Raw genomic sequence first — 19,340 nt, 5'->3', positions numbered from 1 at the left:
TCCGGCTGTCCTCAGAGCATGATGCCAAAAAGTGTGGAGCGGTTTTTGGATAACATCGTGCTCTATCTCTAATGCAGGTTCGGTTGGGCGCCCTGGCCCTTCTCGTCGATCATGGCGCCGCGCTGGAAGCGGTCGAGGCGGAAAAGCGCGGCTTCCTTGTGCGATTGATCGCGGGCGATGAGGTGGGCGAAGACCAAGCCCGAGCCGGGCGTCGCCTTGAAGCCGCCATAGCACCAGCCTGCATTGATGTAGAGGCCGTCCACCGGGCTCTTGTCGATGATCGGCGTGCCGTCCATCGACATGTCCATGATGCCGCCCCACTGGCGCAGAAGCCGCACGCGGCCGATCATCGGGATCAGCGCCATGCCGCCTTCGCAGACATCTTCCATGACCGGCAGATTGCCGCGCTGGGCATAGGAATTGTAGCCGTCGATGTCGCCGCCGAAGACCAGCCCGCCCTTGTCCGACTGGCTGACATAGAAGTGTCCGGCGCCGAAGGTCATGACGCCGGGGATGAGCGGCTTGATCGCTTCGGAGACGAAGGCCTGCAACACATGGCTTTCGATCGGCAGACGCAGGCCAGCCATGGCCGCGACGCGCGAGGAAGAACCCGCCACCGCCATGCCGACCTTGCCGGCGCCGATCTTGCCGCGTGAGGTCTCGACGCCGGTCACCTTGCCATTGGCGTCGCGCGTGAAGCCGGTAACCTCGCAATTCTGGATGATGTCGACGCCGAGTTCGCTCGCCGCATGCGCGTAGCCCCACACCACGGCGTCATGCCGCGCCGTGCCGCCGCGCCGCTGCAGCAGCCCGCCTTGCACGGGGAAACGCGCATTGTCGAAATTCAGGAACGGCAGCATTTTCCTGAGCGCCGCCTGGTCGAGCAGCTCCGCATCGATGCCGTTGATGCGCATGGTGTTGCCGCGTCGGGCGAAAGCGTCGCGCTGCGCGTCGGAGTGATAGAGGTTGAGCACGCCGCGCTGGCTGACCATCGCGTTGTAGTTGAGGTCCTGCTCCATCCGCTCCCACAGCTTCATCGACAATTCGTAGAAGCCGGTGTTGCCGGGCAGGCCGTAATTGGAGCGGATGATGGTGGTGTTGCGGCCGGCATTGCCGGAGCCGATCCACCCTTTTTCCAGCACCGCGACATTGCGGATGCCGAACTCGCTGGCGAGGAACCAGGCGGTGGCGAGGCCATGGCCGCCGCCGCCAATGATCACCACGTCATAGCGATCCTTGGGCGCTGCGTCGCGCCAGGTCGGCTTCCAATTCTTGTGGCCGGAGAGAGCGGCGCGGGCGAGCGAGAAGATCGAATATTTCATCAGTTCATTCCGAGGTCGCTCGCACCGCCGAGATATCAGATATCCAGCGTGTGATCGCGTTCCCACTGCGTGAAGTGCGAAGCATAGGAATTCCATTCCTGCTGCTTCAGCTTTAGATATGCCGACGAAAATTCCTCACCCAGCGCCGCCTTGAGCGATTTGTCCTTGTCGAATTCGCGCAGCGCATCGAGCAGGTTGAGTGGCAGTCTCGGCGCGTCCGTAACGGTATGGCCGAGCTGATACATGTCGATGTCGTAGCGCTTGCCGGGGTCGGCCTTCGAGCGGATGCCGTCGAGGCCGGCAGCGATGATGACGGCCTGCAGCAAATACGGATTGGCGGCGCCGTCCGGCAGGCGCAATTCGAAACGGCCAGGCCCGGGCACGCGCACCATGTGCGTGCGGTTGTTGCCGGTCCAGGTCACCGTGTTCGGCGCCCAGGTCGCGCCCGAAATGGTGCGCGGCGCGTTGATGCGCTTGTAGGAATTCACTGTCGGGTTGGTGATCGCGGCAAGCGCCGAAGCGTGCTTCATGATGCCGCCGAGGAAGTTCCTGCCCTTGGCGGACAGGCCGAGCTCTTCCGAATTGTCGGCAAAGACATTGGTCTTGCCGGTCTCGTCCCACACCGAGATGTGCGCATGGCAGCCATTGCCGGTCAGGCCCTGGAAGGGCTTGGGCATGAACGTCGCGCGCAAGCCGTGCTTTTCGGCGATCGACTTGACCATGAACTTGAAGAAGGAGTGCTTGTCGGCGGTCGCCAGCGCGTGATCGAACGTCCAGTTCATCTCGAACTGGCCGTTGGCGTCCTCATGGTCGTTCTGGTACGGGCCCCAGCCCAGCGCCAGCATATGGTCGCAGATCTCGGCGATGACGTCGTAGCGCCGCATCACCGCCTGCTGGTCGTAGCAGGGTTTCGAGGCTGTATCGTATTCGTCGGAGATCGCCTTGCCGTCGGGCGAGATCAGGAAGAACTCGGCCTCGACGCCGGTCTTGACATGCATGCCGTCGCGGGCGGCTTCGTCGATCAGCCGCTTCAGCGTGTTGCGCGGCGCCTGGTTCACCTCTTTGTCGTCCATGATGCAGTTGGCGGCTACCCAGGCGACGTCCTTCTTCCACGGTAGTTGGATGACCGAAGCCGGATCCGGCACCGCCAGCATGTCCGGATGCGCTGGCGTCAGGTCGAGCCATGTGGCGAAGCCGGCAAATCCTGCACCGTCCTTCTGCATGTCGGCGATCGCCTGCGCCGGCACCAGCTTGGCACGCTGCCCGCTGAACAGGTCGGTGTAGGAGATCATGAAATATTTGACGCCGTTCTCCTTGGCGAATGCGGCGAGATCGTTCCCCATTATGTAGTTCCTCGCTTATGTGTCTTGGAAGTTTGTCCTAGAAGCCGTTCTTCCCCGGTATCCAGTTGGTACCGGCTAAAGGCACGCCGGCCATGGCGGCGGCTTCGATCGAGAGCGCGACGAGATCCTCTGGCTCGAGATTGTGCAGACTGTTCTTGCCGCAGGCGCGGGCAATCGTCTGCGCTTCGAGCGTCATCACCTTGAGGTAGTTCGCCAGCCGCCGTCCGGCCGCGATCGGGTCGACCCGCTTCATCAGCTCGGGATCCTGCGTGGTGATGCCGGCCGGATCGCGACCCTCGTGCCAGTCGTCATAGGCGCCGGCCGTGGTGCCGAGCGCACTGTAATCCGCCTCCCAGCGGGGATCATTGTCGCCGAGCGCGACCAGCGCCGCCGTTCCGATCGACACAGCGTCGACGCCGAGCGCCAGCGCCTTGGCGACGTCGGCGCCGTTGCGGATGCCGCCCGAGACGATCAGTTGCACCTTGCGGTGCATGCCGAGGTCTTGCAGCGCCTGCACCGCCGGCCTGATGCAGGCAAGCGTCGGCTGGCCGACATTCTCGATGAACACTTCCTGGGTGGCAGCCGTGCCGCCCTGCATGCCGTCGACCACCACGACATCGGCGCCGGCCTTCACCGCGAGCGCGGTGTCATAGTAGGGGCGGGCGCCGCCGACCTTGACGTAGATCGGCTTTTCCCAGTCGGTGATCTCGCGCAGCTCGAGGATCTTGATTTCGAGATCGTCCGGCCCGGTCCAGTCGGGATGGCGCGAGGCCGAGCGCTGGTCGATGCCCTTGGGCAGGGTGCGCATCTCGGCGACGCGATCGGAGATCTTCTGTCCGAGCAGCATGCCGCCGCCGCCCGGCTTCGCGCCCTGGCCGACGACCACTTCGATGGCGTCGGCGCGGCGCAGGTCGCGCGGGTTCATGCCGTAGCGAGACGGCAGATACTGATAGACCAGTTGCTTCGAATGCCCGCGTTCCTCCTCGGTCATGCCGCCGTCGCCGGTCGTGGTCGAGGTACCGGAGAGAGTCGCGCCGCGTCCGAGCGCCTCCTTGGCCGGGCCGGAGAGCGATCCGAAACTCATGCCGGCGATGGTGATCGGGATCTTCAACTCGATCGGCTTCCTGGCATGGCGCGAGCCGAGCACCACCGAGGTGTCGCAGCGCTCGCGATAGCCTTCGAGCGGATAGCGCGAGATCGACGCGCCGAGGAACAAGAGGTCGTCGAAATGCGGCAGCTTGCGCTTGGCGCCGGCGCCGCGAATGTCATAAATGCCGGTTGCTGCCGCGCGGCGGATTTCGGAAAGCGTGTAGTCGTCGAAGGTCGCGGATTTGCGCGGCGTCGTCGGCGGGTTGCGGTAGGTCATCTTGCCTCAATACGCGTCGGCGTTGTCGATATTGAAATTGTAGAGTTTGCGGGCCGAGCCGTAGCGCTTGAACTCCGACGCCTTGACGCCGGTGACGCCGGCCTTGTCGAGCAGGTCCTGCAGCAATTCGATATGCTCGGGCCGCATCTCCTTGGCGATGCAGTCGGCGCCGAGGCTTTCCACCTTGCCGCGCACGAAGAGCCGCGCCTCGTAGATGGAATCGCCCAGCGCGTCGCCGGCGTCGCCCAGCACCACGAGATTGCCGGACTGCGCCATGAAGGCCGACATGTGGCCGATATTGCCGTGCACGACGATGTCGATGCCTTTCATCGAGATGCCGCAGCGCGACGAGGCGTTGCCCTCGATGACGAGAAGACCGCCGCGGCCGGTGGCGCCGGCATACTGGCTGGCGTCGCCCTTGATGACGATCGAGCCCGACATCATGTTCTCGCCGACGCCGGGACCGGCAGAGCCGTGCACGGTGATCGCGGCGCCGTCATTCATGCCGGCGCAGTAATAGCCGACGCTGCCGCGCACATCGATGCTGACCGGCTGGTCGACACCGACCGCCACAGAGTGGCTGCCTTTCGGGTTGAGCACTTCCCAGGCGGTCTCGTTCGAGCCGGGCGTGAGCTTGTGCAGCGCCTGGTTCAGTTCGCGCAGCGACTGTTGCGAGAGGTCGAAGACCCTCGCATGGCTCTGATCCCGCTCGGCTTTCGACATTATGGTTGCCGGCATCGGCTCAGTGCTCCCAGAAATAAACGGTTGCGGGCTCGGGCTCCCAGACCCGCGCATTGTCGATGCCGGGCAGCTTGGTCAGCGCGCGATATTCGGAGCCGAAGGCGACATACTGGTCGGTCTCGGCCATGACGGCGGGCTTGCAGGCGATCGGATCGCGCACCACGCCGAAGCCGTTCTTGGTGCCGACGACGAAGGTGAAGAAGCCGTCAAGGTCGGAGAGCGTGCCTTCCAGTGCCTCGCCGAGATTCTTGCCATGCGCCATCCGGTTGGAGAGATAGGCGGCCGCCACTTCGGTGTCGTTCTCGGTCTCGAAGGTCATGCCGTCGCGGATGAGTTCGCGGCGCACATTGTTGTGGTTGGACAGCGAGCCATTGTGCACCAGGCACTGGTCGGCGCCGGTCGAGAACGGATGCGCGCCCATCGTCGTCACCGCCGATTCCGTCGCCATGCGGGTGTGGCCGATGCCGTGGGTGCCGGTCATGGAGCGCACGTCGAAGCGATCGACGACGGCTTCCGGCAGGCCGACTTCCTTGTAAATCTCGACTGCTTCGCCGGCGCCCATGATGCGGATGTCGGGCCGCAGCGTCTGCAGCGCCTCGCGCGCGACGTCGACCTTGTCAGGCGCGGTACGGATGACGGCGTGGGTGGATTTCGTGGCAAGGCTGACGGGAGCGCCGATCGCCTTGGCGAGCTCGACATCGAGGCCGCGGAAATCGCGCTCCGGCTTGGCCGACTGGATGGTGATCTTGGCTTCATTCTTGGAAGGGGCGCCATAGATAGCGATGCCGGCACTGTCCGGGCCGCGGTCGCTGAGCGACACCAGCATCTCCGACAGCATCGCGCCGAGCTTCGGCTCCAGCGCCTTGTCCTTCAAGAAAAGTCCGACGATTCCGCACATGCCAGCCTCCGGCGTTTTTTGGCTCTCAGATGATGTACCCAATGAGTTGGCCAAATTCAATTGGTATGAAAGAAATTTTCCTGTCGTTATATATTCGACGGCACATCACCCTTGGCACTATCGCCGTCCGGACGCGCCTTGTGAACCCAGATCGCATGGCGGATGCGCGCGATCCTGTAAGCGTCGAGGATCGAGAGGGCATAGATCAGGAAACCGCCGGCATGGCGGCCGATGAAGCCGGCTTCGGCCGGCGCCAGCTTGGTCGTTACCCAACCAAGGATCACCATGAAGAACAGGAACTGCAGGCCGCGCACCGGCACGCCGAGCATGACATGGCCGCTTGCCGGCAAAACGACCGCCGCGCCGAGCACGAGATACGGATTGGCCGGGGCGGAGGAAGCGGTCTCGTCATTCATGCTGCCTGCCTTTCGCGCCGGTTGATGGCTTCGCGCAGGCCCGAGGCCACCGCGAGCAGGCGTTCGATCGAGGCAGGATCGATCCTGGTATCGCCGAACGCCGCCTGCCGGAACACGCCGTAACGCGCGCGTTCGGCCTCCGCCAGCAGCCAGACGATGCGCACGCCGTTCGGCGTGACCAGCAATTCCTTGGCGCGACTTTCGGCAAAAATGGCGGTATGCGCGGCGATCAGGTCCTGCGGGAAAGCGACGCCCTTGCGGTCCGTCCTGAGCACTGCGTCGGCGGGAAAGCCGAGCACCTTCGGCAGCGTGTGCGCAAGATGATCGAAATTGGAGAAAGTCGTCGCCGAATTCGGCCGCATCATCATGTCGAACGTACCCGGCACCGCCACAGGCTCGGTGATCGAAACGCTGAGCCAGCGTGTCGGCAGCTTTCGTGTCGCCAGCGTGTCGACGATGGTGCGCAGCTGGACGCGCTGGCCGTTCCAGGAACCGGCCCAGGTGACGACGCCGGCCGTGCCGTCGGAAATGTCGGCGGCCTCCGCAATGACGCTGCGAACGCTGGCCGTATCGGCGGCCAAGGCAGCCTTCGCCCTGTCGCGGCCGGCACGCGCCAGCCAGGCGATATGGACGACGACACCCAGTGCGATCGCCCCGGTAAGCAATACTGACGTCAGCTCGGACATCTCGACACGCCACGGCCCGCCATCGAAAGGCGGGCCTTCACTCCACTCAATAACCCTGCGGCTTCGGCCACGGCATGGAGAACTGGTCGCCGCGCCGCACGAACTTGTAGCGGTAGAAGTGGAACCATAGCGAAATCAGGAAATAGAACACCGTCATCGCGATCAGCTGCGAGCCGAAGCCGAGGAAGATGGCGAAGAACGTCACCATGCACAGGCAGAACAGCACGATCGCGGGCAGCGGGTGGAAGGGGTGTGTGTAGCCGCGGCGGATCGAACCCAGTGGCCACTTCTTGCGGAACATCATGATGTTGATGCTCATGAAGGTGTATTGCAGCACGCCCGACAGGATCGAGAAGGTGATCGCCTGGTTGAGGTCGGCGATGAAGGCGAAGGCCAGTGCGATCGGCAGCAGGAACAGGATCGAGCGGTAGGGCGTGCGATACTTCGGATGCACCGCCGAGAACCAGCTCGGCAGATAGCGGTCGCGGCCGAGCGAGAACCAGGCGCGCGCCGCGTCGTTGATGCAGCCATTGGCCGAGGCGAGCGCGGCAAGCAGCGTCGCGATGAAGAGCAGGTTTTCGAGCAGCGGGCTGCCGGTCAATTTGCCGGCGTCCCACAGCGGATAATAGGTGATGCCGAGATACTCCCAGGGCATCAGCGAGGCGCAGACATACCAGGTCATCGCGGCGGCGATCAAAAGCGTGATCATGCCGGCCATGGTGCCGTAGGGCAGGGAGCGCGCCGGCGAGCGCACTTCCTCGGCCGCCTGGGTCGTTCCCTCGATGCCGAGATAATACCAGATACCGAACTGGAAGGCGGCGATCACGCCGATCCAGCCATAGGGCAGCGCATTGGCGGGGGTGACCAGCTCGTTGAGCTTCAGCACCGCGCCTTGCGTCCACGGGCTGACCGAGAAGAACAGGATGACGATCGAGACATAGGCGATCGCGGTGATGACGAAATTGACATTCAGCGTCATCAGCACGCCGCGATAGTTGAGCCAGGCGAGCACGACGATGGTGGCGGCGATGAAGGAATTGTGCGTTAGTCCTTCGACGCCGGCCTTGGCGACGATGGTGTCGCCGAGCAGGATCGCGTCCGACACTTCGAGCATGGTGTAGGCGAACACCAAGAACAGCGCGACGTTGAAGGCCATCAGTGGCCCCACGATATGCTTGGCCTGCGCATATTGGCCGCCGGCGGCGGCGACCGTCGACGTCACCTCCGAGTCGATCATCGCGACCGAGGTGTAGAGCAGTCCGACGACCCAGCAGACGATCAGCGCGGCGAGCGCGCCACCCTTGTCGGCGGAGAAATTCCAGCCGGTGAACTCGCCGACCAGCACGATGCCGACGCCCAGCGCCCACACATGCGCCGGGCCGAGCACCCGAAGCAGCGAGACCCTGTCGCCGTGGATTGTCGTCGTTTGTCCCGTTTCAACCGCAGCCGTCATATCAGTCCCCACTCAGATCCGGTGTTTTTCGGAAACGGCTTCAAGCTCACCTTCACGGGAAGACGTCAAAGTCTCCTCGGAATAGGTCGTATCGACCTTGAACCAGTCGTAGAGCATCCACAGCGCAAGCACGGCCGAGATGGCCCAGCAAACGTAAGACAGTCCCATCCACATGATGTTTTCCCCGGACTCTTTGTCGTCGAAGTCTCTTTGTCGTCGAAGTTTACTTGTCGTCGAACTTCTCGTTGATGACCTCGCGATATTCCCTATCGGAGGCGCGGAACAGGAAGACGAAATAGGCGATCAGCACGATCGCCATGATGATCAGCGTCGGCCAATCGATGATGTAATGGAAGCGGTTCTGGATGATGTCGTGCGCCGTCTCCGGCGTGTAGCCCAGCTTCTCCCAGATCGAGGCCATGGTCGCGTTCTGGCCGAGCGCGTCCCAGGTCTTGGCGTCAAGCGCGTCGATCGACTTCGCCGCCCCGGCAAACCCGAGTTTCAGCGGCAGCCAGAGCGCCACGAAGATTGCGACCACCACGACCGCGATGTCGAAGACCTGTCCGGCCTTGCTTTGCTCCGGCGGGGTATAGCGGGCCATGGTTTCTCCCTTCACGATTGACGGTTGCGGGCGGCGTCGGCGTTCTTGATGTCGAGCCCGTAGATGAAGTCCTTGTCTTCCTTGTAGTGGTTGAGCATGGCGAGGATCGCGGCGGTGTTGAAGATCAGCACCGCGGCGGCTGCAACCGCCACCACGAGCTTGATGCCGCTGTGCGGAATGTATGGCCATGTCATCAGGAGGACGAAGAGGATCGTTGCCCACAGGCACACGATCAGGAGCACGGACCCACGCACGTCGGAACGGTACAGCGCTTCGATGCGCTGCTGCATGTCGGACATCGGTTTTCCCCTTCTGGCGACGTCCGGCCACGCAACCGACCGGGCGTCCACTCTTTCAACAGAGTGAAATTTTTTTCATAAATTCCGCTCGATTCCCGAAATTGTCAAGCCGGATTTACGCATCGTAAACCGTTTGTTCAGGTCAAGAAATTTGCCTGACAATGAAATTATTTGCTTTAAGGGGATTGCAGGGCTTCGCCGTTTGCGGTCAATATTCGACCAAGCTCCGCCACCAAGCAGGAGCAGGGAACGGCAACGACTTAAATCGCACGGAGGACGATCGGATGACGGCATCCTGGAGATTCTCGACCCTGGCGGATCGCCATCGCGCGCTCGGCTCGAAACTCGAGGACTGGAGCGGCATGGGCACCGCCTGGACTTACGACAAGGATGCCGACGCGGAATATGTCGCGATCCGCACCAAGGCCGGGCTCATGGATGTCTCCGGCCTTAAGAAGGTCCACATCACCGGGCCGCACGCTTCGCATCTCATCGACCTCGCCACGACGCGCGACGTCGAAAAGATCTATCCCGGCAAGTCGGCCTATGCCTGCATGTTGAACGAAGCCGGAAAATTCACGGACGACTGCATCCTCTATCGCATCAGCCCGAACTCGTGGATGGTTGTGCACGGCTCCGGCACCGGCCACGAGGAACTGCAGCGCGCGGCGATGGGCCGCGATGTCTCGCTGCGCTTCGACGACAATCTGCATGACCTGTCGCTGCAGGGACCGACCGCCGTTGACTATCTTGCCAAGCACGTGCCCGGTATCCGCGATCTCAACTACTTCCATCATATGCACACGCAGCTCTTCGGTTTCCCGGTGATGATCTCGCGCACCGGCTACACCGGCGAGCGCGGCTACGAGATCTTCTGCCGCGGCCAGGATGCCGGCACGATCTGGGACAGGATCCTCGAGGAGGGCAAGAGCGCCGGCATCATTCCGTGCCGCTTCACCACGCTCGACATGCTGCGCGTCGAGAGCTACCTGCTCTTCTACCCCTACGATAATTCCCAAAAGTATCCGTTCGAGAACGAAGGCCCCGGCGACACGCTGTGGGAACTCGGCCTCGACTTCACCGTCAGCCCCGGCAAGACCGGCTTCCGCGGTGCCGAGGAACACTACCGGCTGAAGGGCAAGGAGCGCTTCAAGATCTACGGCGTCTTGCTCGACGGCAAGGAGCCGGCCGACGAAGGCGCGCCCGTCTACCGCGACGGCAAAAAGGTCGGCGTGGTCACCTGCGCCATGTATTCGCCGCTGGTCGAGAAATCGATGGGCATCGCGCGTCTCGATGTCGACTGCGCAGTCAAGGACACCAAGCTCGAGATCCGCAACAAGAGCGGCTCGATCAAGGCGACGGCGCAGCCCTTGCCGTTCGACGATCCGAAAAAGACCAAGCGGACCGCCAAGGACTGAGGCATCATCAAGCGGGAGGGATTTCGAGGCACGAAGGAAAGAATGGCAGCCAAGACGATCATCAGCCGGCCCATTTACGGAACGCTCTCTCCGCAGCCCGGGAAGCATCACCTGTTCATCGCCGATGCCGAAGGCGCGCTGGCGATAACGGACATGGCCGGCAAGGCTCCGCCCGGCTTCTTCGACGGCGCCGAGATCGTCTTTATTCCCGACCCGGAGGGCAAGCACATCTCGGCGCTTGAGGCGCTGAAGCCGGCTCAGCTCCATCTGCCGCCGTCCTTCGCCAGCCTCCTGCCGCGGCTCAGGCAGACGCTGACCAACGCCCATATGGGGCTGCGTCTCTATCTGGCCGGCACCGAGGGCCTGATCGGCCAGGCCATGCAGGCCGCGCTCGAAGCCGGCATCGACCACACCTCGATTGAGACCGAGCATCGCGGCTCGCTGGCGCGGCGCATGCAGTGCGTGCACTGCAAGGGCATCACCGAGAATGTGACCACGCAGCCGGCCACTTGTTCGCATTGCGGCCTGCTGCTCCTGGTGCGCGATCACTATTCGCGGCGCCTCGCCGCCTTCCAGGGCGTATGCATCAACGCCGAGGATCGCTCCGAGATTCCTCCGATGGAGGAGGCCTTCCCATGAGCACGGGCACCACCAAGCTCGACGTCGTCGTCAGCGACGTCGTTCCCGTCAACGATCTCGTCACCCGCTTCCATTTCCGCCGCCGCGACGGCGAGTTGCTCCCGACCTTTTCCGGCGGCGCCCATGTCGTGGTCGAGATGCGCGACGGCGACCGCACCAGGCTCAATCCCTATTCGCTGATGGGCTCGCCGCTCGACACGCGCGAATACACGATTTCGATCCGGCGCGACGATGTCGGCCGCGGCGGCTCGCTGTTCATGCATAGGTCCGTCAAGCCTGGCCTGGAGATGGTGATAAGCTATCCCGTGAACCTGTTCTCGCTCGATCTGAGAGCAAAAAAACACCTGATGCTGGCTGGCGGCATCGGCATCACGCCCTTCATGGCGCAGACCGCGCAACTGGCAGGGGACGGCGGCAATTTCGAATTGCACTACACCTGCCGCACCGCTTCGCTCGGCACCTATGCCGATGTGCTCCGAGAGCGCTACGGCAACCGGGTCAGGCTCTATCACGACGACCGCGAGGAGCGCATCGACCTCGAGCGGCTCTTGTCCTCGCAGCCGCTCGGCACGCATCTCTATGTCTGCGGCCCAGCCGGCATGATCAACTGGGTGCGCGATCGCGCGGCAAGCCTCGGCTGGCCGCCGGAGACCGTGCATTTCGAGCATTTCGCGGCCCCGCAGCCCGGCGCGCCGTTCGACGTGACCTTGGCCGTCAGCGGCAAGACGATCCGTGTCGGCGAGCAGCAGAGCCTGCTCGAAGCCATAGAGGCAGCCGGCGTCGATCCGCCTTATCTGTGCCGCGGCGGCGTCTGCGGCCAATGCGAGACCAATGTGATCTCGTCCGACGGCAAGTTCATCCACAACGATCACTGGCTGAGCGAGGAAGATCACCGTTCAGGCTGCAAGATCATGCCTTGCGTCTCGCGCTTCGAGGGCAAGTCGCTGGTCCTGGAAAGATAGGAGGCGTCAATGGGCATCACCTTTCGCAAGGAAACTTTTCGCGACGACTTCACCTTCAAGAACAGCCCGGAGCACATCAGGCGCTTTCCGTTCCCGTTCAACGAAGACGCCTACATGTACGCGGTCAACATCGAGCCGCATGTCGTCGGGCCTAAGGGAAGCGTTCTCGAAAACCTGATCGATGTCGACGAGCACTATGTCGCCGAGATGCAGGACCGCGCGCTGGTGCTGGCCGAGGATCCGCTGCGCTGCCAGTCGCTGCCGCATATGACGCTCGCCGGCTGGGACCTGCTCGAGCTTCTGATGGAGCAGCAGGCGCTGGGATATCCCGAGCATTTCACACTGGAGCGAAACGGCGACCGCTGGCGCTGGATCAACCGTCCCCTCGGCATCGACGACACCTTCACCTTCGGCGACACCTCGACGCTGCCCTACGGGCCGATGGAGTACATCACCCGCCAGAGCCAGGGCGATTTCTGCATCCTCGACCAGCGCGACGGCAATCTGTGGATGGATGCCGGCATGGTCACGACCCAGGCCGACTGGTCGCTCGACTTCGACATCGGCATGAATTTCTTCGAATGGCACGCGCCCGTGCCGTTGGCGCATGAGAAGGGCATCTTCACCCGCGCGCTGAAATTCCTCACCAACATCCAGCAGGGCAAGCCGGCCAGGCGCCTCAACTGGACGATGACCATCAATCCGCGCCTCGACACCAGCCCTGAGAATTATCACAAATGGGGTCCGGACCGCGCCACCGTCACGCCCGAAAATGTCGGCGACAAGGTGCATCTGCGCGTCGAATTGCAGAGCTTCTGGCGTCTGCCGCGCTCCAACGGCATCGTCTTCCCGATCCGCTGCTACCTGATCAAGATGGACGAACTGGTGACGCAGCCGAAATGGGCGCGCCGCCTGCACCGCGTCATCCGCGACCTGCCGGAAGAGCTCGCCACCTACAAGGGCCTGACGCGGTATCGGCCGACGCTGGTCGAGTGGCTCTCGAAGCTCGACGACGGCAGCCCGACGTCACCGGGATTCGGGCCGGATTGAACCGCTGATCTCCGCCTTGGGCGCCCCGGCGCCGACGTCGGAGATTGGCCGAAACCCCCATGATGTCGTCATACTCGGGCTTGACCCGAGTATCCATGCCGTGGCCTCGGGTGTAGGGTGCAAGTGCGCGGAATTCCGTAACCGTTGCAACGCTTTAGCGTCGCGGCATGGATTCTAGGGTCTGCGCGCGTCGCTTCGCTCCCTGCTTCGCCCTAGAATGACGAGCGCGGTAAGGGCGGGATCAGCCAATCACCCGGCCCTGTTCTGCGGATAGCAGATGATCGACAGATATCGCATCGGAAGCTGCGTCAGCTCTTCCGGTCCGTGCGGCGCGTCGGCGTCGAAGAACAGGCTGTCGCCCGGCTTCATCGGATAGAGATTGTTGCCGTGCCGGTAAACGACTTCGCCCTCGAGCATGTAGAGGAACTCCATGCCGGCATGCTGGAAGGTCGGGAACACGTCCGAATTCTCGGTGAGCGTGATGAGATAGGGCTCGACGACGACACCGCTGGTGTTGGCGCCGATGTGGCCGAGCAGATTATACTGGTGGCCGGCGCGCGTGCCGCGCCGCTCGACGTCGACGCCTTCGCCGGCCTTGACGAAGACGGCGCTGTGCTCTTCCTCGAAACGGCGGAAGAAGGCGGTCACCGGAACGCCCAGCGCCCGCGACAGCGCCTGCAATGTCGTCAGCGATGGCGAGGTGATGCCGTTCTCGATCTTCGACAGCATGCCGAGCGAAATGTCTGTTGCCGTGGCGAGGTCGGCGACGGTGATGCCGAGCTTCTTGCGGAATGCGCGGACCTCATGGCCGATCGCCACCTCCAGCACCTTCTCGCGCGTGTCGCGGATGGCGTGCGGATTCTGCGTCAGCGGCGTGCGGATCGTGCGCCCGTCCGCCGAAACGCGCTTCGACGGCGCCTTGCCCTTCGCTGCCGCATCGGTGGACCTGGTGCCGGAATTCTTGTTCGCCATGTCGCCCCCGACTCTCGCGGATTTATTTCACTCAAGGTGAACATATGCGGTGGCGATACAAGAGCGCAACCGCGACTGCAAGCCGACGAGTGTCGCTGGGGACCGATGGCTGGGACGCGAACGCCACGGCTTTTGCGCACAAAAACCGTTTCACGCAAACGTCGTTGCCGCAGATGTTTGTTGACAGCACCGAAGACCCAATTACTGTCACTGTGAGTGAAATTTGTTTCGCTGGGGAAATCAAAAAAAGAGGAGGCCCGCAATGAAATCTCGTGTTGCCGTCATCGGCGCCGGACCGTCCGGTCTGGCGCAGCTAAGGGCCTTCAAGTCGGCTGCCGACAAGGGCGCCGAGATCCCGGAAATCGTCTGTTTCGAAAAGCAGAGCGACTGGGGCGGCCTGTGGAACTACACCTGGCGCACCGGCCTCGACGAACATGGCGATCCGGTGCATGGCTCGATGTACCGCTATCTGTGGTCGAACGGCCCGAAGGAATGCCTCGAATTCGCCGACTACACCTTCGAGGAGCATTTCAGCCGGCCGATCGCCTCTTATCCGCCGCGCGCCGTGCTGTGGGATTACATCAAGGGCCGCGTCGAGAAATCGGGCCTGCGCGACTGGGTGCGCTTCAACAGCCCGGTGCGCATGGTGACCTATTCCGACGAGACCGGGAAATTCACCGTCACCGCGCATGACCGCAGCAACGACGTGACCTACTCGGAAGAGTTCGACAACGTCGTGGTCGCCTCAGGCCATTTCTCGGTGCCCAACGTCCCCTTCTTCGAAGGCTTCCTGACCTTCAACGGCCGCATCCTGCACAGCCATGATTTCCGCGACGCCATGGAGTTCAAGGGCAAGGACATCCTCATCATCGGGCGTTCCTACTCGGCCGAGGATATCGGTTCGCAATGCTACAAATACGGCGCCAAATCGATCACCTCCAGCTACCGCTCCAAGCCGATGGGCTTCAAATGGCCGGAGAACTGGAAGGAAGTGCCGCTGCTGCAGAAGGTCGTCGGCAAAACGGCGCACTTCAAGGACGGCACCACCAAGGACGTGGACGCCATCATCCTTTGCACCGGCTACCTGCATTCCTTCCCGTTCCTGACCGACGACCTCAAGCTCAAGACCGCCAACCGGATGTGGCCGCTCGATCTCTATGAAGGCGTCGTCTGGGAGAAGAACCCGAAGCTTTTCTACATCGGCATGCAGGACCAGTTCTACACCTTCAACATGTTCGACGCGCAGGCCTGGTACGCGCGCGACGTCATCATAGGCCGCATCAAGCTGCCGTCGGCCCAGGCGATGGCCGAGCACGGCGCCAAGTGGCGTGCGCGCGAAGAGACGCTGGAAGACGCCGAGCAGATGATCTGGTTCCAGGGCGACTACACCAAGGAACTGATGGACCAGACCGACTATCCGGGCTTCGACGTCGAGGCGGTCAACCACACCTTCATGGAGTGGGAGCACCACAAGATGGAAAACATCATGACCTTCCGCGACAATGCCTACCGCTCGCTGATGACCGGCACCATGGCGCCGGTCCATCATACGCCCTGGCTGCAGGCGTTGGACGATTCCATGGAGAGCTATCTCGAGGTGAAAGGGGTCGCGGCCGAGTAGGACGGCGCTCACGCCAACGCTTCCGATGTGAAATCAAAATGTGTGGGGTGTCTCGCGGGACACTCCACACGATCTACCAGCAAACGTAGCCGCCATCGACGATCAGGTCGAGGCCGGTCACGAAGCTAGACGCGCGGCTGGCCAGGAACACGGTCGGTCCGACCATTTCCTCCGGCGCCGCCATGCGACCCATGGGCGTGTCGCGTTTGAAAACCTTCACTTCTTCCGCCACCTCGGGCCGTTTGTTCATCGGCGTCAACGTGTAGCCGGGGCTGATGACATTGACGCGCAGGCCGCGATCGGCCCACTCCATGGCGAGGCTCTTCGACATGTGGATGACGGCGGCCTTGGAGGAATTGTAATGCGCCTGCGTCAGTCCCCGGTTGACGATTGTGCCCGACATCGAGGCGATGTTGATGATGGAGCCTCTTTGCCGCGTCAGCATCTTGCGCGCTTCAGCCTGGCAGGACAAGAACACGCCCGCCACGTTGACATCGTGAATCTTGCGCCACGTCTCCAGCGACAATGTCTCGGCAGGGTCGGAGCCGGCGATGCCGGCATTGTTGACGGCGACGGTCAGCGCGCCGAGTTCAGCCTCAACGCGATCGATCGCCGTCGCGAGGTCGCTGTCGGAGGTAACCGTGCCGGTCAGCGCCAGCGCTTTGCGGCCAAGTGCTGTGATTCTGTGAGCGGTCTCTTCAAGCCCGCCCCTGGACGCATGGCCGAAACAAGCGACGTCGGCGCCTGCTTCGGCCAGCCCGATCGCGATAGCCTGGCCGATTCCGCTGCCTGCGCCGGTGACCAGCGCGACGTCACCACTCAGCTTGAAGAGATCCATTGTTAGCCCTCCCTGACCGCAGGGAAGGTATGCGCTGAATTATGCCCCGATCAAGCGGTCCTGTGGGCGGGCCGCCTCGCGGCTCAGAAATAGCCGTCCGATGCCGCCGTAGCTTCCTTCGGGATTTCCACCCCGTCGACCAGGATCTTGTCGACCAGCTCATGGTGGAAGCAGACCAGCCCCTTGATCCGCTCGGCCTCGTGCACCGGCTCTGGATAGTACCAGACCAGGTTCTCGTGCCGCTTCTTCGGCGTCGTCACATGGTAATAGTTGGAGATGCCCTTGTAAGGGCAGCGCGAGATGTAGCGGCTGGGCGAAAACATATCGAGCCGGGTGTCCGAGATCGGCAGATAATGCCGCACCGGATGGCCGGTCTCGAACAGGAACACGCCGCGCCGCGAATCGGCCACCTGCTCGCCGTCGAGGATCACCTGCACGCGCCGCGATGAAGGCAGGCAGTCGACGCGGCGGAACGGATCGCGGGCGTGCACGAAGATCTCTTCGTCCTCTTCATACCAGTGGGTCATCTTCGGCCAGTGGAAAGAGATGTAGTCGGCGATCGGCGGACAGCCCTTGACGGGGTCGAGGTAGCGCCAGGCGCCGTCCTCGACCAGCGTGATGCCGGTGTTCAGCGAGTAATGCGTGGCGACGCCCTTGAACGGATCTTCCGTAGTCGTCCGGCTCGGCAGCAGGAACTCTTCCCGCACGTCGCTCATCGGGAAGTAGTATACGGGCAAATGGTCGCTCTCCTGGAACACCAGCGCCTTGGTGGTATCGGCGACGATCATCGGCCCGATCTGCACCCTGATCCGTTTGGGCGATGGCATGGTGAAGGCGACATAGCCCGGTTCGAACTCGTACTGCACGATGTTGTCGAGCACCGGGAAATGCGGCCCGCGGCCGCGCAGATGGGGCTTGCGAATGGTCGTCGTCCTCTTCTCGTCGTTTGCCGCCGGGTTCTTTCGCGCAACCATGGTCATGACGCCACCGATACGCGATCGAGCAGCAGCCCGGCCGCGATCGGCGGCAGGCCGCTGACAGTCTTGCGCACCGGCACCAGAAGGTCCGGGAAATAGCTGAAGATCACAGGCGTCTCGTCCAGCAGCAGCTTCTGGATGTCGGAAGCGGCCTTGCGCTGGGAGTCGAGGTCGAGCGCCTTCAAATAGCTGGCGACCATGCCGTCATAGGTCGCGTTCTTGAAATGCGCCGCGTTCCACGGACCATCGCTGACCAAAGGGCTCTTCAGGAAGACGTTCGGCACGCTGCGATGCGCGTAGTCGGTGATGCCGAGCGGGCTGTCCAGCCAGTCCGACTGGCCGAACACCGCCTTGCCGTAATATTTGTCCTGATCCTCGATGTTGAGCGAGATGCGGGCGCCGATCTCCTTGGCGAAGTTCTGGAACAGTTGCGCGTAGCCGGGAATGTCGGAATAGCGCAGCGTCGTCAGCGTCATGTCGAAGCCGTTGGCGAGCCCCGCCGCTTCCATCAGTTGCTTGGCCTTGGCGATGTCCTGCGTACGCTGCGGCACCGACTTGTCGGTGACCGGGAAGGCCGGCGCGAACGGGCTGTCATTGCCGGTCGCGGCCATGCCGTGGCAGAGTCCGTCGACCAGTTGGGAGCGGTCGATGCACAAGGCCAGCCCCTGGCGCACGCGCTTGTCGGTGAAGGGCGCCATGTCGCAGCGCATATGGAGCTGGCGATGCGCGGTCGAGGCGACGCGCAGCACGGTGATGTCGGGATTGCCCAGCACCACCTGGCTGACGTCGAGCGGGATCGCGTCGAGAACGTCGACCTCGCCCGCCTGCAGCGCCAGGATGCGCGGCTGCACGTCGGCATAGAACTTGAACTCGAGCCGGTCGGGCAGCGCTTTCTCGCCCCAATAGTCGGGATTGCGCACGAAGCTGGCGCCGACCTTCGGCGTGTAGCTTTCGAGCCGGAACGGACCGGTGCCTTCGAAGGTCTTCTCGTAGTCGCCCTTGTAGCTCGCCGGCAGGATGACGGCGTTGTAATTGTCGATCGACACCGAATAGGGGAAGCTGCCGTTCGGCGCGTCGAGATGGAATTCGACCGTGTGGTCGTCGACCTTGCGCGTGCCGCCCTTCGACAGCAGGCCCTTGAACACCGACAGAGCGTTGGACGTGCCATTCGGGTCGGCAAGGCGATCGAAGGTCGCCACGACGTCGTCGGCTTTAAAATCCTCGCCATTGTGGAATTTCACGCCCTTGCGCAGCTTGAAGGTCCACACGCTGCCGTCGGCGTTGGGCGACCAGCTTTCGGCCAGCACCGGCTTCAGCGTCAGGTCCGGCTGCGTCACGCACAGGAACTCGGCCGTCTGGAAAACCAGCTGATAGCTGCCGCTGTCATAGAAGGTGACGGGATCGATGGCGCCGCCCGGCACCGCGACGCCGGCGCGCACCGTGCCGCCTGGCTTGCCTTCGGCACGCGCTTGCGGAGCGCCGAGGCCGATCGCCGAAGCGATGCCGCCGAGGAAAGGCAGCGACAAGCCGAGCACGCTGCCATGGCGCAGGAATTCGCGCCGGCCGATCCTGCCGGCGAGCAATTCGTCGACAGCGGAATTTTCGATTGCACCGAGGGTTTTGCGAGCGGCGTCGATCGTCCTGAAATGCTTCGGCATGGCGGCATTCCTTGTTTGTCGCGGGAACTTTGGCATTTAGGCCACTGTTGACCGCGACCGGAAAGCGATATTTTTTGATT

Annotated in this window: 20 protein-coding genes; 5 read left to right on the top strand and 15 right to left on the bottom strand. The window is 62.9% G+C overall.

Annotated elements, in window-relative coordinates; all coding sequences use genetic code 11:
• Window positions 1-68: 68 nt before the first annotated feature.
• The 11 genes from FJ417_RS25660 to FJ417_RS25610 form a co-directional block, all read right to left on the bottom strand.
• Window positions 69-1,322: a sarcosine oxidase subunit beta family protein gene (locus tag FJ417_RS25660; RefSeq protein ID WP_140785354.1), complete on the bottom strand. Its 1,254-nt coding sequence runs from the start codon at window positions 1,320-1,322 to the stop codon at window positions 69-71.
• Between the two features lie 35 nt (window positions 1,323-1,357).
• A complete protein-coding gene (gene glnT, locus FJ417_RS25655; protein WP_140785353.1) occupies window positions 1,358-2,665 on the bottom strand; it encodes a type III glutamate--ammonia ligase in 1,308 nt (435 codons plus the stop codon).
• Between the two features lie 37 nt (window positions 2,666-2,702).
• Entirely contained in the window at window positions 2,703-4,031 is a 1,329-nt protein-coding gene (locus FJ417_RS25650) for an FMN-binding glutamate synthase family protein (protein WP_140785352.1), read from the bottom strand.
• Window positions 4,032-4,037: 6 nt separating this feature from the next.
• The gene (locus tag FJ417_RS25645) at window positions 4,038-4,769 is read right to left on the bottom strand and encodes a GXGXG domain-containing protein (protein ID WP_140785351.1); all 732 of its coding nucleotides are present in this window, start codon (window positions 4,767-4,769) and stop codon (window positions 4,038-4,040) included.
• 4 nt (window positions 4,770-4,773) lie between these two features.
• A complete protein-coding gene (locus FJ417_RS25640; RefSeq protein WP_140785350.1) occupies window positions 4,774-5,670 on the bottom strand; it encodes a glutamine amidotransferase family protein in 897 nt (298 codons plus the stop codon).
• Window positions 5,671-5,756: 86 nt separating this feature from the next.
• Window positions 5,757-6,086 carry a hypothetical protein gene (locus FJ417_RS25635; RefSeq protein ID WP_140785349.1) on the bottom strand — a complete coding sequence of 110 codons (330 nt, stop codon included), beginning with the start codon at window positions 6,084-6,086 and terminating at the stop codon, window positions 5,757-5,759.
• Window positions 6,083-6,772 (bottom strand): hypothetical protein, encoded by a 690-nt coding sequence (locus FJ417_RS25630; RefSeq protein ID WP_181183295.1) that lies wholly within the window; start codon window positions 6,770-6,772, stop codon window positions 6,083-6,085. The genes FJ417_RS25635 and FJ417_RS25630 overlap by 4 nt, the downstream gene beginning before the upstream one ends.
• Before the next feature lie 46 nt (window positions 6,773-6,818).
• The gene (locus FJ417_RS25625) at window positions 6,819-8,225 is read right to left on the bottom strand and encodes an APC family permease (RefSeq protein ID WP_140657749.1); all 1,407 of its coding nucleotides are present in this window, start codon (window positions 8,223-8,225) and stop codon (window positions 6,819-6,821) included.
• Between the two features lie 12 nt (window positions 8,226-8,237).
• The gene (locus FJ417_RS25620) at window positions 8,238-8,399 is read right to left on the bottom strand and encodes a hypothetical protein (RefSeq protein ID WP_140657747.1); all 162 of its coding nucleotides are present in this window, start codon (window positions 8,397-8,399) and stop codon (window positions 8,238-8,240) included.
• Window positions 8,400-8,448: 49 nt separating this feature from the next.
• Window positions 8,449-8,826, bottom strand: a complete 378-nt coding sequence (locus FJ417_RS25615) for a hypothetical protein (protein WP_140785348.1) — start codon at window positions 8,824-8,826, stop codon at window positions 8,449-8,451.
• Window positions 8,827-8,837: 11 nt separating this feature from the next.
• Entirely contained in the window at window positions 8,838-9,125 is a 288-nt protein-coding gene (locus tag FJ417_RS25610; RefSeq protein ID WP_095768768.1) for a hypothetical protein, read from the bottom strand.
• Between the two features lie 284 nt (window positions 9,126-9,409).
• Here FJ417_RS25610 and FJ417_RS25605 point away from each other — a divergent pair, with 284 nt between their 5' ends.
• From FJ417_RS25605 to FJ417_RS25590, 4 genes are read left to right on the top strand one after another with little or no spacing between them, the layout of a single operon-like run.
• Complete coding sequence (locus tag FJ417_RS25605) at window positions 9,410-10,543, top strand: aminomethyltransferase family protein (protein ID WP_140785347.1); 1,134 nt, start codon at window positions 9,410-9,412, stop codon at window positions 10,541-10,543.
• A 42-nt stretch (window positions 10,544-10,585) separates the two neighbouring features.
• Window positions 10,586-11,182 (top strand): dimethylamine monooxygenase subunit DmmA family protein, encoded by a 597-nt coding sequence (locus FJ417_RS25600; RefSeq protein ID WP_140657741.1) that lies wholly within the window; start codon window positions 10,586-10,588, stop codon window positions 11,180-11,182.
• Window positions 11,179-12,144 carry a PDR/VanB family oxidoreductase gene (locus FJ417_RS25595; protein WP_140785346.1) on the top strand — a complete coding sequence of 322 codons (966 nt, stop codon included), beginning with the start codon at window positions 11,179-11,181 and terminating at the stop codon, window positions 12,142-12,144. The genes FJ417_RS25600 and FJ417_RS25595 overlap by 4 nt, the downstream gene beginning before the upstream one ends.
• 9 nt (window positions 12,145-12,153) lie before the next feature.
• Entirely contained in the window at window positions 12,154-13,194 is a 1,041-nt protein-coding gene (locus FJ417_RS25590) for a DUF3445 domain-containing protein (protein ID WP_140785345.1), read from the top strand.
• Between the two features lie 249 nt (window positions 13,195-13,443).
• Here the strand turns inward: FJ417_RS25590 and FJ417_RS25585 are convergent, their stop codons facing one another.
• The gene (locus FJ417_RS25585; protein WP_140657734.1) at window positions 13,444-14,166 is read right to left on the bottom strand and encodes an XRE family transcriptional regulator; all 723 of its coding nucleotides are present in this window, start codon (window positions 14,164-14,166) and stop codon (window positions 13,444-13,446) included.
• A 262-nt stretch (window positions 14,167-14,428) separates the two neighbouring features.
• Between FJ417_RS25585 and FJ417_RS25580 the strand changes: the two genes are divergently transcribed.
• Entirely contained in the window at window positions 14,429-15,787 is a 1,359-nt protein-coding gene (locus tag FJ417_RS25580; RefSeq protein WP_140785344.1) for an NAD(P)/FAD-dependent oxidoreductase, read from the top strand.
• A 73-nt stretch (window positions 15,788-15,860) separates the two neighbouring features.
• On the opposite strand, the gene FJ417_RS25575 is transcribed toward FJ417_RS25580, so the two are convergent.
• The 3 genes from FJ417_RS25575 to FJ417_RS25565 form a co-directional block, all read right to left on the bottom strand.
• Window positions 15,861-16,625 (bottom strand): SDR family oxidoreductase, encoded by a 765-nt coding sequence (locus FJ417_RS25575; RefSeq protein WP_140785343.1) that lies wholly within the window; start codon window positions 16,623-16,625, stop codon window positions 15,861-15,863.
• Window positions 16,626-16,708: 83 nt separating this feature from the next.
• Window positions 16,709-17,599 carry a DUF427 domain-containing protein gene (locus FJ417_RS25570; RefSeq protein WP_140785360.1) on the bottom strand — a complete coding sequence of 297 codons (891 nt, stop codon included), beginning with the start codon at window positions 17,597-17,599 and terminating at the stop codon, window positions 16,709-16,711.
• A 2-nt stretch (window positions 17,600-17,601) separates the two neighbouring features.
• Window positions 17,602-19,260, bottom strand: a complete 1,659-nt coding sequence (locus tag FJ417_RS25565; protein WP_140785342.1) for an ABC transporter substrate-binding protein — start codon at window positions 19,258-19,260, stop codon at window positions 17,602-17,604.
• Window positions 19,261-19,340: the final 80 nt, after the last annotated feature.

This window comes from Mesorhizobium sp. B3-1-7, assembly GCF_006439385.1.
Classification (GTDB): Bacteria; Pseudomonadota; Alphaproteobacteria; order Rhizobiales; family Rhizobiaceae; genus Mesorhizobium.
Note: the sequence above shows the minus strand (reverse complement) of the source record. Positions and strands in the feature narration are given on the sequence as shown.

Excerpts from the sequence above, each read along its gene's own strand:
- FJ417_RS25660 (WP_140785354.1), bottom strand. The coding sequence starts at position 1,322 with ATGAAATATTCGATCTTCTCGCTCGCCCGCGCCGCTCTCTCCGGCCAC.
- glnT (WP_140785353.1), bottom strand. The coding sequence starts at position 2,665 with ATGGGGAACGATCTCGCCGCATTCGCCAAGGAGAACGGCGTCAAATAT.
- FJ417_RS25650 (WP_140785352.1), bottom strand. The coding sequence starts at position 4,031 with ATGACCTACCGCAACCCGCCGACGACGCCGCGCAAATCCGCGACCTTC.
- FJ417_RS25645 (WP_140785351.1), bottom strand. The coding sequence starts at position 4,769 with ATGCCGGCAACCATAATGTCGAAAGCCGAGCGGGATCAGAGCCATGCG.
- FJ417_RS25640 (WP_140785350.1), bottom strand. The coding sequence starts at position 5,670 with ATGTGCGGAATCGTCGGACTTTTCTTGAAGGACAAGGCGCTGGAGCCG.
- FJ417_RS25635 (WP_140785349.1), bottom strand. The coding sequence starts at position 6,086 with ATGAATGACGAGACCGCTTCCTCCGCCCCGGCCAATCCGTATCTCGTG.
- FJ417_RS25630 (WP_181183295.1), bottom strand. The coding sequence starts at position 6,772 with ATGTCCGAGCTGACGTCAGTATTGCTTACCGGGGCGATCGCACTGGGT.
- FJ417_RS25625 (WP_140657749.1), bottom strand. The coding sequence starts at position 8,225 with ATGACGGCTGCGGTTGAAACGGGACAAACGACGACAATCCACGGCGAC.
- FJ417_RS25620 (WP_140657747.1), bottom strand. The coding sequence starts at position 8,399 with ATGTGGATGGGACTGTCTTACGTTTGCTGGGCCATCTCGGCCGTGCTT.
- FJ417_RS25615 (WP_140785348.1), bottom strand. The coding sequence starts at position 8,826 with ATGGCCCGCTATACCCCGCCGGAGCAAAGCAAGGCCGGACAGGTCTTC.
- FJ417_RS25610 (WP_095768768.1), bottom strand. The coding sequence starts at position 9,125 with ATGTCCGACATGCAGCAGCGCATCGAAGCGCTGTACCGTTCCGACGTG.
- FJ417_RS25605 (WP_140785347.1), top strand. The coding sequence starts at position 9,410 with ATGACGGCATCCTGGAGATTCTCGACCCTGGCGGATCGCCATCGCGCG.
- FJ417_RS25600 (WP_140657741.1), top strand. The coding sequence starts at position 10,586 with ATGGCAGCCAAGACGATCATCAGCCGGCCCATTTACGGAACGCTCTCT.
- FJ417_RS25595 (WP_140785346.1), top strand. The coding sequence starts at position 11,179 with ATGAGCACGGGCACCACCAAGCTCGACGTCGTCGTCAGCGACGTCGTT.
- FJ417_RS25590 (WP_140785345.1), top strand. The coding sequence starts at position 12,154 with ATGGGCATCACCTTTCGCAAGGAAACTTTTCGCGACGACTTCACCTTC.
- FJ417_RS25585 (WP_140657734.1), bottom strand. The coding sequence starts at position 14,166 with ATGGCGAACAAGAATTCCGGCACCAGGTCCACCGATGCGGCAGCGAAG.
- FJ417_RS25580 (WP_140785344.1), top strand. The coding sequence starts at position 14,429 with ATGAAATCTCGTGTTGCCGTCATCGGCGCCGGACCGTCCGGTCTGGCG.
- FJ417_RS25575 (WP_140785343.1), bottom strand. The coding sequence starts at position 16,625 with ATGGATCTCTTCAAGCTGAGTGGTGACGTCGCGCTGGTCACCGGCGCA.
- FJ417_RS25570 (WP_140785360.1), bottom strand. The coding sequence starts at position 17,599 with ATGGTTGCGCGAAAGAACCCGGCGGCAAACGACGAGAAGAGGACGACG.
- FJ417_RS25565 (WP_140785342.1), bottom strand. The coding sequence starts at position 19,260 with ATGCCGAAGCATTTCAGGACGATCGACGCCGCTCGCAAAACCCTCGGT.